Origin of the sequence: Nostoc sp. JL23 (assembly GCF_017115065.1) — a bacterium.
In the GTDB taxonomy this organism is placed as follows: domain Bacteria; phylum Cyanobacteriota; class Cyanobacteriia; order Cyanobacteriales; family Nostocaceae; genus Nostoc; species Nostoc punctiforme_A.
Genome location: NZ_JABXKN010000155.1, coordinates 1 through 16,570, shown reverse-complemented (window position 1 = coordinate 16,570; position 16,570 = coordinate 1). Strand labels below are relative to the sequence as shown.

Genomic DNA, 16,570 nt, shown 5'->3' with positions numbered 1-16,570 from the left:
ACGCAAAAAACTTTGCGCCTTTACAGTGAGTGTTCTACAGATTGTCGGGATTTACGCCCATAGCCCGTAGCCTATCTGCTAGTAGTTGGGTACGTTGTTCTGCTTGTTCGGCACGTTGTCGTTCCTGTTCGGCGCGTTCATCTCCAGTCAGCAAAACAGTACCATCTTGGTAGCACCAGCGTAACCAAGTATCTTGTCTATCTTCAAATTTCCCTTCCCACAAAGTTACACCTAAACCAACTTGTTCTAACCAATTTTCTGAAGTTTCAAAGTAGCGCCTTCCTCTAAGTTCATAAACGCGTAGTAGTTTTTCTCCTAATTGCTGATTCTGGTCATATACGATGTAGTAACTAGCCCGCATTTGTTCATAAATTTTCAGCTTTTTACCAAGTTCATCACCTTCTTTATTAGAGACAATTTCGAGGACAACTTCTGGAGGTTTGCCAAAACGCCAAACCATATAACAACGATTTTGTTTTTCCCACCAATTTTGAGGTACTTGCACATCTAAGCTGAGAAAAACGTCGGGTACAATTGCGGGTTGACCATCTGTATGGTAGATGCCAACATTCGCTGCTGCTAAAAAACTTTGCTGCTGTAGAGAACTGTAAAGAGAACCAACTAAGAGGCGTTGTTGTTTTTCAGAAGCAAAATTGTCCACAGGTGTATCATCTTCAGTGACTAGCTGGTTGGCATCTGGCACATAGTAATCATCATCATTGATTAGAACTTGCTGAACCATGACTTTATTCAGTATTAAAAGCGTTATCTCTAGGTTAATTGATTGGGCATGAGAGAGTGCGTAGTCGTTTACCTACAATAACGGTTAGGTTGTGTCAAAATCTACAGATAAAGGTCTTTAGCATTAGCATGATGATTGGATACATACTGCAACAGCGTTACAAAATTATCCAAAAATTAGGAGCGGGTGGATTTGGGGAAACCTATTTGGCTGAATACCCACAGGATTTACCTGTCAACCCCAAGTATAAATGTGTCATCAAACGGCTGACCAGACCCCCGACGCCAGACTTAGATACAGAAGAAAGGTTTAAGAAAGAAGCAGCAATTCTGTTCAAATTGGGTAAAGAACATCCGCAAATTCCTGAACTGTATGACTTCTTCGAGGAAAATAGAGAATTTTATATTGTCCAGGAATTCATTGAAGGGCATGACCTGAGTAATGAAATCATTTCAGGAAAACCGCAAAGTGAAGCTGATGTAATTCAACTTTTACAAGAAATTTTGGAGGTGTTAGCTTTTGTCCATCAACATAATGTGATTCACCGAGATATTAAGCCATTAAATTTGATGCGGCGATATTTAGATAACAAGCTTGTTTTAATAGACTTTGGGATTGTCAAAGAAATTAGCACTTTGGGGGTGAATGCTCAAGGTAAAATCAGCAGCACAATTCCAATTGGTACTCGCGGCTATATGCCAAGTGAGCAGCTTCATGGGCATCCCAAGTTATGCAGTGATATTTACGCACTGGGAATGACGGCAATTCAAGCCTTAACTGGAGTATCGCCGCAGGAATTACGAATAGATTCGGATACATTAGAGGTGATTTGGCAAGAACAAGCCCAAGTAAGCAACACACTGGTAGAAATTTTGACTAAAATGGTGCGGTATAGTTCTCACCAGCGCTACTCAAATGCAGGTGAGGCTTTGCAAGCCTTAAAGCATGTTGGCTTACTTTCATCATCACTTATTATCTCATTAAAACGGATAAAGATTGATAAAAAGTATGGTTAGATTGACCAAACGGGGCGGATAGCCATCACACCCCAATTTGATACTGCTTGGGACTTTTTTAAAGGATTGGCATTAGTCAAGATTGACAACAAATTTGGCTATATTGACAAAACAGGGCAGCTAGTTATCCCACTTCAATTTGATGATGCTTGGTACTTTTCCCAAGGATTGGCAGTAGTCAAGATTGACAACAAAATTGGCTATATTGACAAAACAGGGCAGCTAGTTATCCCACTTCAATTTGATGATGCTTGGTACTTTTCCCAAGGATTGGCAGTAGTCAAGATTGACAACAAAATTGGCTATATTGACAAAACAGGGCAGCTAGTTATCCCACTTCAATTTGATGATGCTGATGACTTTTATGAAGGTTTAGCAAAAGTCAAATTTGACGGTAAATTTGGTTATGTCAATAAAAATGGACAAATTGTTATCCAGCCCAAGTATGATGATAGTTGGGGCTTTTCCGAAGGGTTGGCAATAGTTAAGATGGGCGATAAGTTAGGCTACATCGGTAAGAGTGGTCAGCTAGTTATCCCAATTAAATTTCAAGATGCTTGGGAATTTTCTGAAGGATTGGCGTTAGTTCAGATTGCTGACAAACGGGGGTATATAAATAAGATAGGGCAGCTAGTCATCCCACCCCAGTTTGATAAAGCTCATAACTTTTGTGGAGGGCTGGCACGGTTTAAGATGGGTAATAAATTTGGCTATATCGACAAAAGAGGGCAGCTAATAATCTCAGCCCAGTTTGATGAAGCTGAGGATTTTTCTGAAGGGCTGGCACGGATTAAGATTGGTAAAAAGTGGGGCTATATTGATAAGACAGGAAAGATAGTAATCTCAGTCCAGTTTGATGGCGTTAATGATTTTTCTGAAGGAATGGCATGGGTTTCGATTGGTGGACGAGAGCATTATATAAACAAGATAGGAAAGTTTGTTTATTAATATATAGAAATCTGATTGTATTTTTGAAAAAATACTGAGACTGAAAAGCCCGTTTTATCAGGGCTTTATCTGAAATCTTATTCAGGAATCAAACAAGATTCCTATATGACGTTGTAAGGGCTAATTGTAACCGCTCAGTTATCCTACCTCACCTTAGTCCGTACCCTAAACAAATAAATACAAGCAATGCGATCGCCTCCGACTCCTTAAACTGAATTCAGAAGACAGGTAGCGATCGCCTTTTACTCACCCTTGACTGCTATTCTTGCAACAATAGTAATTACAGCTATACTAACCAGCCTGCAACATCTACCTTGAACTTTAAAAAACTATGCTTACCCAAGATAAAAAACAACGTAACTGGAAACCCATTCTCAAAGCATTCGAGGCTGTGCTTGGCAAAAATGGCGTGGTGCAACGCCGCGAAGAACTTATTACTTATGAATGCGATGGTTTAACTGGCTATCGCCAACGTCCTGCTGTGGTGGTTTTACCCAGAACTACAGAACAAGTTGCCCAAGTGGTGAAGATATGCAATCAATATTCTATACCTTTCATAGCACGCGGCTCTGGTACTGGTCTATCTGGTGGCGCTTTACCAGTGGAAGATTCTGTTTTAATTGTCACTTCATTAATGCGGCAAATCCTCAGCATTGATTTAGAAAATCAACGGACAGTTGTACAACCAGGGGTGATTAATAGTTGGGTAACACAAGCCGTTAGTGGTGCTGGATTTTACTACGCTCCTGATCCTTCCAGTCAAATTATCTGCTCTATTGGAGGCAACATTGCCGAAAATTCTGGTGGCGTACATTGTCTTAAATACGGTGTTACTACTAACCACGTTTTAGGATTAAAAATTGTTACGCCGGAAGGTGAAATCATTGATTTAGGTGGACAAATCCCAGAAATGCCTGGTTATGATTTAACAGGTGTTTTTGTTGGTTCCGAAGGTACTTTAGGTATTGCTACAGAAATTACTTTGCGAATTCTCAAAAGTGCAGAATCAATTTGTGTACTATTGGCAGATTTTACCAGTATTGAAGCTGCCGGGGCAACTGTTTCTGACATCATCAGCGCTGGCATTATTCCTGGTGGTATGGAAATGATGGATAACTTCAGCATCAATGCAGTTGAAGATGTTGTAGCAACTAATTGTTACCCCCGCGATGCTACTGCTATTTTACTAATAGAAATTGACGGTTTAGAAGTGGAAGTTGCAGGGAATAAACAGCGAGTTACTAAAATTTGTAAAAAGAATGGTGCGCGGAATGTCACTTCTGCTACTGACCCAGAAACTCGGTTAAAATTATGGAAAGGACGCAAAGCTGCTTTTGCTGCGGCGGGGCATTTAAGTCCAGATTATTATGTACAAGATGGTGTAATTCCCCGGACTCAGTTGCCTTATGTTTTACATGAGATTGAGGCATTAAGTAAACAATATGGTTATCGTGTTGCTAATGTGTTTCATGCTGGAGATGGCAATCTTCATCCGCTAATTCTTTATGATAATTCTGTGTCTGGTGCATTAGAGCAAGTAGAAGAAATGGGTGGAAAAATTCTTACCCTTTGTGTTCAAGTCGGTGGTAGTATTTCTGGTGAACATGGCATCGGTGCAGAGAAAAGGTGCTATATGCCAAAGATGTTTAGCCAAGTTGATTTAGAAACTATGCAATGGGTGCGGCAAGTTTTTAATCCTAAAGGGTTAGCAAATCCTGAAAAGATATTCCCCACACCACGGACTTGTGGTGAAGCAGCAAATGCATCGGCACTCAAGCAATTTGAAGGTGTGGAAAGATTTTAAGAAGAAAGAATTCAGGAGTCAGAATTCAGGAGTTTGGAGTTTGGAGTTTGGAGTCATAAGTTAGTTATTAGGTTTTGGTATCGTTAAGTATATTCATTACCAAAACTGGCTCCGTATTCTTTCAAATATTCTGACTCCTGACTTCTGAATTTTGAATCATCATTTCTTTACATCATCCGGAGGATTACAACTTTATTTTGTAGTTATATATATATTCCGATCGCACTAGGTCACGCTTACAAATGAATCGGGTTGCTCGCCGTTGTGTTGCTTACTTGCTGTGTTTGGGATTAGTAGTCGCTTTAACAGGTTTTTTACCCTCTTCACTGCCAGTTTATTCCCAAAAAACTAGTCCTTTAACTACAGAAATTCGCGGCGTCTGGCTTACTAATGTTGCTAGTGGTGTACTATTTGTCCCTTGGGGTATTAACCGTGCCATAAATCAATTATCGACTCTCAACTTTAATACAATTTATCCTGTAGTTTGGAACCGAGGACATACTTTTTACAAAAGTGCTGTAGCCAAAATAACTACAGGTTCAGAAACTCAACCTTTGCTCAACTTCATGCACGGTGGACAGGATGTTTTAGCAAAGATAGTAACACTTGCCAAAAATAAAGATTTGAGAGTCATTCCCTGGTTTGAATACGGATTCATGACGCCGCATTATTCACAATTAGCCAGGCGTTATCCTGACTGGTTGACAATTGGGCAAGAAGGTATTAACTCTATTCAAGATGCCCCACCAGAAGAAATCGACAATCTTTTAATCACTAAACAAGCTTGGCTCAATCCCTTACATCCACAAGTACAAGAGTTTATCCAAGGGTTAATTTTAGAAGTAGTCAGGGATTACGATGTGGATGGTATTCAACTTGACGACCATTTTGGGATGCCTGTACAGTTCGGCTACGATCGCTTCACTATTGAACTATACCAGCAAGAACATCAAGGTAAAACTCCCCCTAATGACCCTTTTAACCCAGAATGGATGCGGTGGCGGGCAGATAAAATTACTGATTTTATGGCAGAAATCTATCAAGCTGTGAAGGCAGTTAAGCCCAAAATCAAAATATCTCTGTCTCCCAACTATCAAGCTTTTGCTTATAAATACTATTTGCAAGATTGGGAAAATTGGGTAAAAAAAGGTTTAGTTAATGAGTTAATTTTGCAGGTGTATCGAAATGACAAAAAGTCTTTTATCGCTCAACTAGAACTACCATCGATAAAATTGGCTCAAAGTCTAATTCCTGTAGGTATTGGGATATCAACAGGAACGGTAGGTAATCCGGTAAAAATGGCACAAGTTAGAGAACAGGTTCAGGTAGTACGCGATCGCAATTTTGATGGTATCTCCTTTTTCTACTGGGAGAGTCTGTGGGGTTACATCGTACCGGAATCACCCCAACAGCGACGCAAAGGTTTTTTTGAGATGTTTAATGCAAAAACTGTCAGACTATTACAAACAAAGAAACTTTGATGCCATTCGCGCCTAAAAATACTAGATTTGGCTTTACGTTGCTGTGGACTTTAGCTACTTTTGGCGGATTTTTATTGAGTTTACTCTTAATTGAAGTCGGCGAAAAGCCAGATATTGGGGTGGTAGAGGCTGCTATTGGCGGATTTGCGATCGCACTTCCTCAAGGTTGTCTACTCAAACAACCTATATTTTGTATCAGGTGGATTTTGTCAAGTCTTTTGGGTTGGAGTATTATTACTGCGATCGGTATTGGTGCTGTGGGTTGGATTGTACCTAGCACTCAGATTCTTCCTCTGAGAATCCTGTCAGGGGCAGTTTATGGAGCATTTGGCGGCTTGGGGATCGGATTGGCACAATGGTTAGCAATTCCCCAGCCTATAGCGTGGCGATGGATATTTGTCTCTGCGGCAAGTTGGGCTGTTGCTGTCCCTGTGGGTTCTGCTGTGGGAACGATCTGGCGCTACTTAAGCCAGTTATTTTTAGGTGAAGTCATCGGCTTAGGCATCACTTGGCTACTAGTTGGTATCCTCACAGGAATTAATGCTCACAAATTGCGATTGTAAGTTGCCACAGACGCGAGCGATCGCGTCTCTCTTATTATTAAGAATTATAACTTTAATTCATGTATACTGAAGTTTGCACTTAGATATATGCAAAAATCTTGAAAAACCGTTAAAAAATTTCAGTAAGTTTGCCCTAACCTGCAAATGTATTTTCACCTTCAAAAAGCAGGATTTTGTTAAGCTGACTCCTATTAGCTTTCCTAGATTTCTGACAAGAAGTAGAGAAAGATCAAAATTTCGATGAGCAACAGCTGACAATACTTTGCTATAGGCGCTAATAGTGCATCTACTACAAGCTTAACGACAAGAGAGCGCCTAGAAGAGTCAGTAATATAAGAGTGGGACTCTCGCATGAATATAAATCCAGTGGAATCAACTATGGAGTTGACAAAATTATCACCACCTCAAATTCTTTTTGGCACAGAAGTAGATGAAAAAAGTAGTAGCGAGCAGTTTCTACTAAGCATGTACGATCTCCGGGGCAAAAAGCCAGAGGATATTCTCTCTGCTATTGATGCTGCAAAGGTGCGTCAACATTATGTGGACTGCGTGCAATTTGGCACAACTATTTCTTACGAACAATGTTTGCAATTCCAGGGAGTTCCCACTTGGTGGAGTACGACTCTCACCCCACTAAAAGATGCTAACTCCAAGGTTTATCGATTGATTGGTACTAGTACTAATATTACCCCTGTGAAGCAAGCAGAACAAGCAGTTGGACTCCAGGTTGAACGAGAACAACTGCTAGAAGCGATCGCTGGACGGATTCACCAATCTGTAGAATTAGAGACAATTCTGCATCAGACTACAATTGAACTGCGGCAATTTTTGAATTGCGATCGCGTGTTGATTTATCGCTTCGAGGCTGATGGCAGTGGAGTAATCATTGCCGAATCAACTATAGCTAGCGATTCACTGTTGGGCAAAAACATCACCGATCCCTGCTTGAATGGCAAACATCGAGAACACCACGGGCGAGGTTGCATTCAAGTTGTCGAAGATATTTATGCAGCCGGATTGCATCCTTGCCATATAGATTTCCTGACATCTTTGCAGATAAGAGCCAATCTCGTCGTGCCAATTTTCCAAAAGCAAGATATGTGGGGGCTGTTGATTGCCCAGGATTGCCGTGAATCGCGTCAATGGCAGCAAACAGAAACTGACTTACTCAAGCAGTTAGCTACTCAAATCGGCATTGCAGTCCAACAGGCAGAACTGCATCAGCAACTCCAGGATCTCAAAGCCAAGATGGAGTTACAGAAGCAGAAGCACATTAGTCAGTTGCAGCAGGTGCGCAACTTTGAAGCCTTGGTGCGACGTATGACCGAACAAATCCGCGACAGTCTGGATCAAACTCAGGTATTGCAGACACTTACCCAGGAATTAGCAAAGTTACTGAACCTTGACCGTTGCCAAATTGAACTCTATAGTACCTGTCAAACTCTAGTTACTATTGCTTACGAATACAGTATTAATTTATCTCAGTGCCAAGGATTAACTAAACAGATTGCCGACCATCTTGAAGTTTATCAGTCGCTGTTGCAAAAACAACCATTGCAATTTTTGGAAATTGTACCGGGATGGGAACCAAAGTTGCTAGTTATGTCCCAGATGGCTTGTCCAATTTTTGATACTCAAGGGATTTTGGGAAATATTTGGTTGACAAGACCATCACAAGAGGCTTTTGACGAATTTGAAATTGAGCTAATGCAACAGGTAGCAAATGAATGTGCGATCGCCATTCGTCAAGCCCAGCTTTACAAACAAAACCAGGCACAGGTAAAAGAACTAGAAAAAAGCGATCGGCTCAAAAACCAATTTCTCAGAACCCTATCCCAAGAACTGCGGACACCAATAACAAGCATTAGCCTTGCAGTCCAAACTCTCGAAAGTGTCCTCACACCAGCAGAAATATCAGAGATAGAAATAGTGCCGCAACTCTTGCAGATTCTGCATAACGAGTGTGGGCGAGAAAGCAAGTTAATTAACGACCTACTTACACTCACATATCTCGAAGCCGAACCCGATCCCCCAACCTTGATTGCCATTGACTTTCAAAGCTGGCTTCACCCGATTATAGAGTCTTTTCGAGACCTCACCATCTGCCAGCGACAGCAGTTAAGCTTGACTGTAGATCGGGCGCTGCCCCCTTTGGAGACAGATATCACTGATTTGGAGCGGATTGTCACCGAACTGCTCAACCATGCCTGTAAATACACTCCTGCTGGGGAAGCGATCGCAGTCTCTGCTCAGTTGATCGGGGATACAGTCGAGCTTAATATTACCAATTCGGGAATAGAGCTTACCAGCAATGAACTCTCGCGGATTTTTGAACCTTTCTATCACCTTTCCAAACACGATCCTTGGAAACATAGCGGCACGGGGCTGGAATTGGCATTAGTGCAAAAAATGGTCAGACATTTAGGCGGCTCAATTGATGTAGAGAGTGCGGCAGGTGAAACCACCTTCACCGTCAAATTCCCCTTTTAATTACTTTTTTGGGCATAGCACTAGCTAAATTATCAGAGGTTATGCTACGATTGTTATTCGTGTGGGTGACTAGCTCAACGGTAGAGCAGTAGACTCTTAATCTATTGGTTGCGGGTTCGATTCCCTCGTCACCCACTCTCTTCAGCCCTTCAGATGTACATTAACTAATTATTTGTCACTGTTAACAGATTATTGTCACTTTTAACTAATTAATGTCATTGTTAAGAGATTAATATCCTCTCTGAGAAATTAATGGCACTTTAGAGAACTAGGATGTAACTTTCCTATAATATTATTCCACCTATATCTCACTTTAAAGAAACCGCCTACAATGCTTTTGCAAGATACCCACAGTTGGCGATTGCAGGAAGAATTCATAACGTACTATGCGTTTAATCTCACCTTGTTAGAAAATATTTTTTCTCCAAAACATTTACGACCAATAGATTAAGAGTCCTTTCAACCCACCCTTTTTAACAAAACTTTTGTAGCTAATCTGAAAAATAAGATATAAATCTTTTAATCTTTTAACCCGTCGTCTCTATCCAAAGGGGTGTTGAAATCGATCTTCACTTCTCAATCCGATTGTGAATGACTTTTTTCAACCCGTCTCAAGCTAGAAGGGGTGTTGAAAGCGTGATGGGCAAGGTAACGACTGGTGGCAGTATGTTAATTTTCAACCCGCCTCTAGCTGAGAGGGGTGTTGAAACTACAAGCAAATCATACAATTCCTTACAGTTAACTTTTGGCTTTCAACCCGCCTCTAGCTGGGAGGGGTGTTGAAACTTGATATTGAATTTGGCGAACCCGCTCCTTGCCCCTTTCAACCCGCCTCTAGCTGGGAGGGGTGTTGAAACTTATAGGTAAAGTCGTAACTGATTAAGCAGAAGTTCCTTTCAACCCGCCTCTAGCTGGGAGGGGTGTTGAAACTCTGCGCTTCAAACCCTTGATTTACCAATAGTTATGAAGGCATTTTTGTCACGTCTCCCAAAATCGCCCGTCAGTTAACACTTAAAAAAGTAAATCAACTGACACCTTAAAGGCTATAAACCTTATTAAACAAGCGATTTAAACTTTTGGCAGCAACCCCAGGAAAATCGCTCCCGCTTTACCATGCCAAAAAATAATTAAGGTGGGTTCCTCCTTGGTCGGAGGTGATTCGGTAGCCACCACTGCGGTAAACCCGCACCTCTATTACTGGGGGCGCACCTTATTCCTGTCCGCAAGGGACAGCAGCATCAAGGTGGGCAGCTACCAGGGTCAGAAAGCAAGACTATTTGACAACAGTCAAACTAACCCAAATTTACACAGCACAGAGGCTTGTAACAAGCATGAACTGCGGCGCTGTTGAATTTTCTTATTCTATTATCAAGGTTCGGTATTTTGTCAATCAGTTTATTTTGCGGGAATGGTAAGCTGCGATCGCTAATTCTTTCGCTTTCTCCTGCGGGCTTCCTTTAACTGACTGTTTTGCCTCTTCTACAACAATCCCAGCTTTTTTTGCTTGATTTTGAATGCTTGTAATCAATCTGCCATAACTCCACTGATGAACACTAACTCGATACTGTTTGGCATACTTTTTTTGAACTTCTATTAAGTCTGATTTTTGTTCAGCTTTGGCTTGAACCTCACTTTGAACTTGTTCTCGCATATCGCCCAACTTAGGGAGGACAATACTACCAGCTTTATATGTTTGTGCGATCGCTAGAATTTCTTTAGCTATCAATCTGTCTACATACTGCCCTAACTCTGATTCTCCGAATTGATTTGGTGCAGCAAGCGTTTGAGCTATTTGGCGTTGATGAGATAAGGAGTGCTTTTGTTGTCGCTGTCTATTAAGCAGTCTGTAATTATCACCAAGTATTTGTTTAATACTCCGGTGAATAAGCACTTCACCTGTAGAGCCATCAACTACTGCTACTGTTGTAGGCTTTTCTAGACCAAAGCTAACACCAACAAGAATATGAGAGCGACCTTTATATAAGGGTTTGTTGGGACGAGGAAAAGGGTTATTAATTCTGGCTAATGTGGAGTTTTTCCTTTTTATATAAGCTAGCTGTTTGTCATTGAGGTCGTCCTTGGCTTTAATTTTGGTGAGAATTTTAGCAATTTCTTCTGCTTTTTCTTCTCTGACTAGGTTTGTTCCTTCATCTGTCCACAGACGAGTATCTACAGAACAGTAGAGAATTAAATGGTTAACATCCCAAGGATCGCCTTTGCCTTCCTCTTCTTGCCAAGCAATAAGTCCACTTCGGAGAGTGAATAGGCTACTGGAGTGCTGTTTTTTACCGATTCGTTTGATTTGCTGGTCTTCATAGAAACGTTGAAACCAATGGAGTTGACGAGAGTCACAATATATTTGGAAAGTATGTTCACTAAAACCATTGAATTTTACACAGATACGCCCATCTTTGTTTTTGAACCAAGTCATATCTTCATTGGTCTCAAAAGCAACTGGAAAAGGTACTCTACTAGGTTTTTTTAATAAATTGTCTTGCCATGATTTCGCCTCAGCTTCATTGCTAGGAACTTTTTGAGTGGCAATAATGAGAGTTTCTAACCATTTCGTATCGGTTAAATCTCTTCCTTTAGGAATTCGAGCAGCTAGCTGTTCCGTGAGACGTTCAATTTGAATTTCTACTTTGCGCCGACGCTGGGCAAACTTTTTTAGGTCTTCTTCTTTCTCACTCACTTTGCATCTATTTTTAAGCAAATAGCTGATAGCGCAACGAGTTAGGTTATCTTCTGTGTTGCTGTAAGCCTCAAATAGGCTCTTGGAGACAGTGCGATCGCTATCCGAATCTTTTGGTTTTTTATTTTTTTGCCGTTTCTTTCCTTTGGCTGGTTGTCGTTCAACCGTATCTGACTGGGGTGTAACTTGAGCCAGAATTTCAGCAGCTTTGAGACGAAGGCTTTCTAAGTTAACACCACTGACTTCTACTAATTCAGTATCACTTTTGAGCATTTCCAACCAGCGATTTTTACCATCCAGTTGGTACTGCAACCTTTTCATCAGTGCTAACCAAGATTTGTAGATGTAGTTAACTCTAGCGATCGCACTCGTGTAAAACCGTCCTGGTTGACCAATAAAGCGAGAGTCGGTTTTGAGTACTGCACACAGTTGCTTGACTATCCCAGTAGGTATTTTTCCCTTTTGTCACCAGGTTTCAAAATCAGGATCATGAGCTACTTGAAGCAGTAATTCATTAATCAGTGGAGTGTTGTTATCTGCCATGAGCTTCCATAGCTGTTGGCGAGTAACAACACTAGCGACAAGACGACACTGAATCGTGTTTTGACTCATCGATTTTAAATCTAAAAACATATTATGTTCAATAATACCATATATGTCTAGTGAAATGCTGTGCATAAAATGATTTCATGCAGGAAACTTTTTTTACGAGTAAACAAGCTGCTGAAATCACAGGCTGCACTCTGCGCCAGCTCCAATACTGGCGAGAAAAAGGTGTAGTTATGCCTGTTATCGGTGAAACTGGAATAGGGCGTAGTATTTATTACTCAAAGCCGAATTTGATGGAACTGGCAGCAATGTTATATTTTTTGTCTATGGGACTAAATTTTGATGTTGCTAATACTACGCTTAGAACATTGAAAGACAAGGAACCAGAATTATTTGAATCTGGGAAAGGTACGCGGTGGATGCTCCAACGAGACAATCACAAGCGATCGCTCGAACTTGTAGAATTTGAATTAGAACAAGCCATCGCCCAAATAAAAGCAGGTCAACCTGTAATTCCAGTATGGTTGGATACCATATACGAGGGTATAGCCAGCAAATTGAAATGATTTGACTTCAGCAATTTGGAAGTGTGTTGGAGTGTCTCTCAACAAGAGATATACTGGCAAAGCATTAGTGTCGCAATCTCAGCATCTACTATGGGCAAACTCACGCTGCCGCAACTAGAACGTCATCTTTTTTCTGCTGCTGATATTCTGCGGGGAAAAATGGATGCTTCGGACTTCAAAGAATACATCTTCGGGATGCTTTTTTTAAAACGCGCCTCGGATGTATTTGAGCCGCAGTATGAGCAGATTTTGCAGCAGAATTTGCAAAGGGGACGGACACAAGAAGAAGCAAACATGAGGGCAGAAAACCCCACCACTTACAAAGAAACCTTTTTTGTACCAGAAAAAGCGCGGTGGGCATATATTCGTGATGAGCTACATAAAAACGTTGGACAAGGGCTAAATGATGCTTTGGCGGCATTTGAGGAAAGTAACGAAGCGGTGACAGGTGTATTAAAACATATTGATTTTAATCGTCAAGCTGGTAAAAATCGGATTCCTGATGTCAAATTGCGCGAACTGATTAAACACTTCAATAAATATCGTTTGCGAAATGAGGATTTTGTATTTCCTGATTTGCTGGGTGCGGCTTACGAGTACCTGATTAAAGAGTTTGCAGATTCAGCCGGGAAAAAAGGGGGCGAGTTTTATACGCCGCGTGAAGTAGTGCAGTTGATGGTGCGTCTGTTAAAACCTCAACCTGGGATGTCAGTTTACGATCCCTGTTGTGGTTCTGGGGGAATGTTAATTCAGTCCAAGCAATATGTAGAAGAATGCCGTCGTGATGCCAGAAATTTAGCATTATATGGCCAGGATAATAACGGTGGCGTATGGGCAATTTGCAAAATTAATATGCTGCTGCACGGCATTCGAGATGCAGATATACATAATGACGATACTCTGTTTAATCCCTTGCATATTGCTGACGGTGAACTAATTCGCTTTGACAGAGTAATCAGTAATCCGCCTTTTTCTCAAAACTATAGCCGCGAGGGAATGCAATTTTCTGGACGCTTTACGCATGGTTATTGTCCTGAGACGGGTAAAAAAGCAGATTTGATGTTTGCCCAGCACATGTTAGCTGTTCTCAAAACTGATGGGATGATGGCGACGGTAATGCCGCATGGGGTGCTGTTTCGCGGCGGAGAAGAAAAGAAAATTCGGGAGAGTTTTATTAAAAACGATCAATTAGAGGCGGTGATTGGCTTACCACCCAATTTGTTTTATGGCACAGGTATCCCCGCCTGTATTTTGGTGATGTGTCCACAAGGGGCAAAACCTGTTGAACGCCACGGAAAAGTTTTGTTTATTAATGCTGATGCTGAATATTATGCAGGTCGCGCTCAAAATTATTTGCGTCCTGAGCATATTGAAAAAATTTCCTGGGTGTTTGAAAATTTTCTGTCTTTACCAGGATATTCAGCAGTAGTAACTAAAGAAGGATTAAGCGATAACGATTACAACTGCAATATCCGCCGCTATGCTGACAACGCGCCACCGCCAGAACCGCACGATGTACGGGCGCATTTGTTGGGGGGAATTCCTAAAGTAGAGGTAGAGGCTAAATCTTCGCTATTAGCTGCACATGGGTTTGATGCAACTAGGATTTTTGTGGAGCGCAATTAATTATGACTGTAACCTTACAATTACCTCCTAACCTGCAATTTACTGATGAGGAATTTGCACAAATTGTCGCTGTGAACAAAGAATTACGACTAGAGTTAACTGCTGAAGGGGAATTAATTATCATGTCACCCACTGGGGGAGAAACGGGAAACCGTAATTTTGATTTATTAGGTCAGATATGGTTTTGGAGCAATCAAAATAACCTCGGAAAAGCTTTTGATTCTTCTACTGGGTTTAAACTGCCAAATGGGGCAACTCGTTCGCCTGATGCTTCTTGGGTAAGGATAGAAAAATGGAATGCTCTTACCCCAGAACAAAGAAAGAAATTTATCCCTTTGTGTCCTGATTTTGCAGTGGAATTAGTTTCTGAAACTGATGATGTGGAAGATACTAAAGCTAAGATGCAGGAATACTTAGCAAATGGCTTACAACTGGGTTGGTTAATTAATCCTAAAGATAAACAAGTAATCATTTATCGCCCAAATCTTGCACCAGAAGTTTTACAATCTCCTACGAGTCTATCGGGTGAAGATGTTCTCCCTGGTTTTGTATTAAATTTACAGCAGATTTTTACATAGATGAATGATTATCTTGATTTTATTTCTACAATTACAGAACGTTCTCAAATTAAAACTTTTATAGAATCTGATGCTGGTGTGCAGCAGCAAGAAGGCAAACTTTATAGTGTATTTGCTGCTTGGTGGCAAGTACACTCGACTAGTTTGGGTGAGTTGCCAAAAACTAAAAAGGTGATGGAACTCCGCGCTGAGTTTTTTAGTTCTTTTGTGGATAGTTTGCAACCTGTGGGATTACTTGACCGCTTTAAAGTGGCGGGTGTGGTTGCTAGTTGGTGGAATGAACAGAGGTATGAACTGAGAAGTTTATCAGAGTCAGGTTTTGGTGGTTTAGTTGATAGTTGGGTAGATACGATTAAAGATGCTTTAGAGCAAGATGATGACGAGAAGAAAAAGCAGGCAAAATTTGACCCTCTAAATCATAAATTGGTCGGGCGGTTGATGCCGGATTATTTACAAGACATTGCTGAAGCTGAGGCGAAAATTGCGGAGTTAGAACAGCAAAAGTCAGCTTTTGAGCAGGGAGAGGAAGCTGAGGCAGATGCTGAAGAAGGTGAAGAATCAGAAGCGGTTAATATTGTCAAGGATTTAGAGAAAGACCTTAAGTATATAAAAAATTCGATTAAAGAGCCGAAGAAAGAACTCAAGATTTTAAAGAAGACACCTTTATTAAATAAAGATAAAATTGCTGAACTTGAGGTTTTCATTGAAGAGAATGAAGCGGAAATTGCCGAAATAGAAGCCCAACTGGAACCCTATAAGGAAATTGGTAAGCAGTTGAGGGAAGAAAAAGCAGAATTAAAGACATTAAAGAATGAGTTGGTGAAGCGTTTGGAAGCTGCGCGGGCTGCATTGACTGATGAAGATTGTCAGGATTTGGTGTTAGGAATTTTTAAAGATGGGTTAATTGCTGAATTAGAGCGATATGTTACCGCACATCGTCAGCAGGTAATTGCGGCGGTAGAGAATTGGTGGGATAAATATCGGGTGACGTTGCAAGATATTGAGGCGGAACGGGATGCAGCAGTGAAGAAGTTGAATGAGTTTTTGCAGGGGTTGGGGTATGCGTGAGGTTTTGCTTAAGAATGAAGAGTTTAAGGATTTGCCTTTGGGGAGAATTCCGAAGGATTGGGAAATTGTAACATTTCAAGAAATTTCAACAGTCAGGCAAGGTCTTCAAATTGCTATTTCCAACAGGTTTAAAGATTATAAACATGGTAGATATATTTATATTACAGTTGAATATTTAAATAACCTTGGTAATTCTAACCTATTAGATTTTATAGAATCTCCAGGTGATAGAGTTATTTGCCATCAAGATGATGTTTTAGTAACGAGAACAGGAGCTACTGGAAAAATTATTACTGGCGTTGAGGGTGTGTTTCACAATAACTTTTTTTTGGTTGACTACAATAGAAACCAAGTTAATAGAGATTTTCTTTTTTACTATCTCAATCTAGATTCAGAAATGTTGAATACTGATACAAAACTTTACATAGATAGTTACACTAACTCTAA

Annotated in this window: 14 protein-coding genes, 1 tRNA gene and 1 CRISPR repeat array; of the genes, 12 read left to right on the top strand and 3 right to left on the bottom strand. The window is 40.8% G+C overall.

All coding sequences use genetic code 11. The annotated features are described in order from the left end of the window. Positions 1–34: 34 nt before the first annotated feature. Positions 35–742: a Uma2 family endonuclease gene (locus HWQ42_RS34695; RefSeq protein WP_292820530.1), complete on the bottom strand. Its 708-nt coding sequence runs from the start codon at positions 740–742 to the stop codon at positions 35–37. A gap of 128 nt (positions 743–870) precedes the next feature. Between HWQ42_RS34695 and HWQ42_RS34690 the strand changes: the two genes are divergently transcribed. The 7 genes from HWQ42_RS34690 (at position 871) to HWQ42_RS34660 (ending at position 9,179) form a co-directional block, all read left to right on the top strand. Beyond that, positions 871–1,758, top strand: coding sequence for a serine/threonine-protein kinase (locus HWQ42_RS34690; protein WP_292820527.1), 888 nt, complete (start codon positions 871–873; stop codon positions 1,756–1,758). After that, positions 1,759–2,706: a WG repeat-containing protein gene (locus tag HWQ42_RS34685; RefSeq protein WP_292820649.1), complete on the top strand. Its 948-nt coding sequence runs from the start codon at positions 1,759–1,761 to the stop codon at positions 2,704–2,706. Between the two features lie 331 nt (positions 2,707–3,037). After that, a complete protein-coding gene (glcD, locus tag HWQ42_RS34680; protein ID WP_292820524.1) occupies positions 3,038–4,510 on the top strand; it encodes a glycolate oxidase subunit GlcD in 1,473 nt (490 codons plus the stop codon). A gap of 242 nt (positions 4,511–4,752) precedes the next feature. Then, positions 4,753–5,991: a glycoside hydrolase family 10 protein gene (locus HWQ42_RS34675; protein WP_292820521.1), complete on the top strand. Its 1,239-nt coding sequence runs from the start codon at positions 4,753–4,755 to the stop codon at positions 5,989–5,991. After that, the gene (locus tag HWQ42_RS34670) at positions 5,991–6,554 is read left to right on the top strand and encodes a hypothetical protein (protein WP_292820518.1); all 564 of its coding nucleotides are present in this window, start codon (positions 5,991–5,993) and stop codon (positions 6,552–6,554) included. Before HWQ42_RS34675 ends, HWQ42_RS34670 begins: the two co-directional genes overlap by 1 nt. Before the next feature lie 351 nt (positions 6,555–6,905). Further along, the gene (locus HWQ42_RS34665; RefSeq protein ID WP_292820515.1) at positions 6,906–9,044 is read left to right on the top strand and encodes a GAF domain-containing protein; all 2,139 of its coding nucleotides are present in this window, start codon (positions 6,906–6,908) and stop codon (positions 9,042–9,044) included. Between the two features lie 63 nt (positions 9,045–9,107). Continuing rightward, positions 9,108–9,179 (top strand) — tRNA-Lys (locus HWQ42_RS34660). Between the two features lie 464 nt (positions 9,180–9,643). Beyond that, a CRISPR array of direct repeats spans positions 9,644–9,975; the repeat unit is 38 nt; unit sequence CTTTCAACCCGCCTCTAGCTGGGAGGGGTGTTGAAACT. Between the two features lie 459 nt (positions 9,976–10,434). Here HWQ42_RS34660 and cas12k read toward each other — a convergent pair. Then, positions 10,435–12,165, bottom strand: a complete 1,731-nt coding sequence (gene cas12k, locus HWQ42_RS34655) for a type V CRISPR-associated protein Cas12k (protein WP_334955285.1) — start codon at positions 12,163–12,165, stop codon at positions 10,435–10,437. Positions 12,166–12,201: 36 nt separating this feature from the next. Next, a complete protein-coding gene (locus HWQ42_RS35685; RefSeq protein ID WP_334812925.1) occupies positions 12,202–12,414 on the bottom strand; it encodes a hypothetical protein in 213 nt (70 codons plus the stop codon). Positions 12,415–12,425: 11 nt separating this feature from the next. On the opposite strand from HWQ42_RS35685, the gene HWQ42_RS34650 reads away from it, so the two are divergent. The 5 genes from HWQ42_RS34650 to HWQ42_RS34630 form a co-directional block, all read left to right on the top strand. Then, positions 12,426–12,851 (top strand): MerR family transcriptional regulator, encoded by a 426-nt coding sequence (locus HWQ42_RS34650; protein ID WP_292820512.1) that lies wholly within the window; start codon positions 12,426–12,428, stop codon positions 12,849–12,851. Positions 12,852–12,941: 90 nt separating this feature from the next. Beyond that, positions 12,942–14,477 carry a class I SAM-dependent DNA methyltransferase gene (locus HWQ42_RS34645; RefSeq protein WP_292820509.1) on the top strand — a complete coding sequence of 512 codons (1,536 nt, stop codon included), beginning with the start codon at positions 12,942–12,944 and terminating at the stop codon, positions 14,475–14,477. Further along, entirely contained in the window at positions 14,477–15,055 is a 579-nt protein-coding gene (locus HWQ42_RS34640; RefSeq protein ID WP_292820646.1) for a Uma2 family endonuclease, read from the top strand. The genes HWQ42_RS34645 and HWQ42_RS34640 overlap by 1 nt, the downstream gene beginning before the upstream one ends. Next, complete coding sequence (locus HWQ42_RS34635; RefSeq protein WP_292820506.1) at positions 15,056–16,123, top strand: hypothetical protein; 1,068 nt, start codon at positions 15,056–15,058, stop codon at positions 16,121–16,123. After that, a partial coding sequence (locus HWQ42_RS34630; RefSeq protein WP_292820503.1) for a restriction endonuclease subunit S occupies positions 16,116–16,570 on the top strand: 455 nt, incomplete at its 3' end. The genes HWQ42_RS34635 and HWQ42_RS34630, both read left to right, overlap by 8 nt.

Excerpts from the sequence above, each read along its gene's own strand:
- glcD (WP_292820524.1), top strand. The coding sequence starts at position 3,038 with ATGCTTACCCAAGATAAAAAACAACGTAACTGGAAACCCATTCTCAAA.
- HWQ42_RS34695 (WP_292820530.1), bottom strand. The coding sequence starts at position 742 with ATGGTTCAGCAAGTTCTAATCAATGATGATGATTACTATGTGCCAGAT.
- HWQ42_RS34635 (WP_292820506.1), top strand. The coding sequence starts at position 15,056 with ATGAATGATTATCTTGATTTTATTTCTACAATTACAGAACGTTCTCAA.
- HWQ42_RS34675 (WP_292820521.1), top strand. The coding sequence starts at position 4,753 with ATGAATCGGGTTGCTCGCCGTTGTGTTGCTTACTTGCTGTGTTTGGGA.
- HWQ42_RS34650 (WP_292820512.1), top strand. The coding sequence starts at position 12,426 with ATGCAGGAAACTTTTTTTACGAGTAAACAAGCTGCTGAAATCACAGGC.
- HWQ42_RS34690 (WP_292820527.1), top strand. The coding sequence starts at position 871 with ATGATGATTGGATACATACTGCAACAGCGTTACAAAATTATCCAAAAA.
- HWQ42_RS34670 (WP_292820518.1), top strand. The coding sequence starts at position 5,991 with ATGCCATTCGCGCCTAAAAATACTAGATTTGGCTTTACGTTGCTGTGG.
- HWQ42_RS34645 (WP_292820509.1), top strand. The coding sequence starts at position 12,942 with ATGGGCAAACTCACGCTGCCGCAACTAGAACGTCATCTTTTTTCTGCT.
- HWQ42_RS34665 (WP_292820515.1), top strand. The coding sequence starts at position 6,906 with ATGAATATAAATCCAGTGGAATCAACTATGGAGTTGACAAAATTATCA.
- HWQ42_RS35685 (WP_334812925.1), bottom strand. The coding sequence starts at position 12,414 with ATGCACAGCATTTCACTAGACATATATGGTATTATTGAACATAATATG.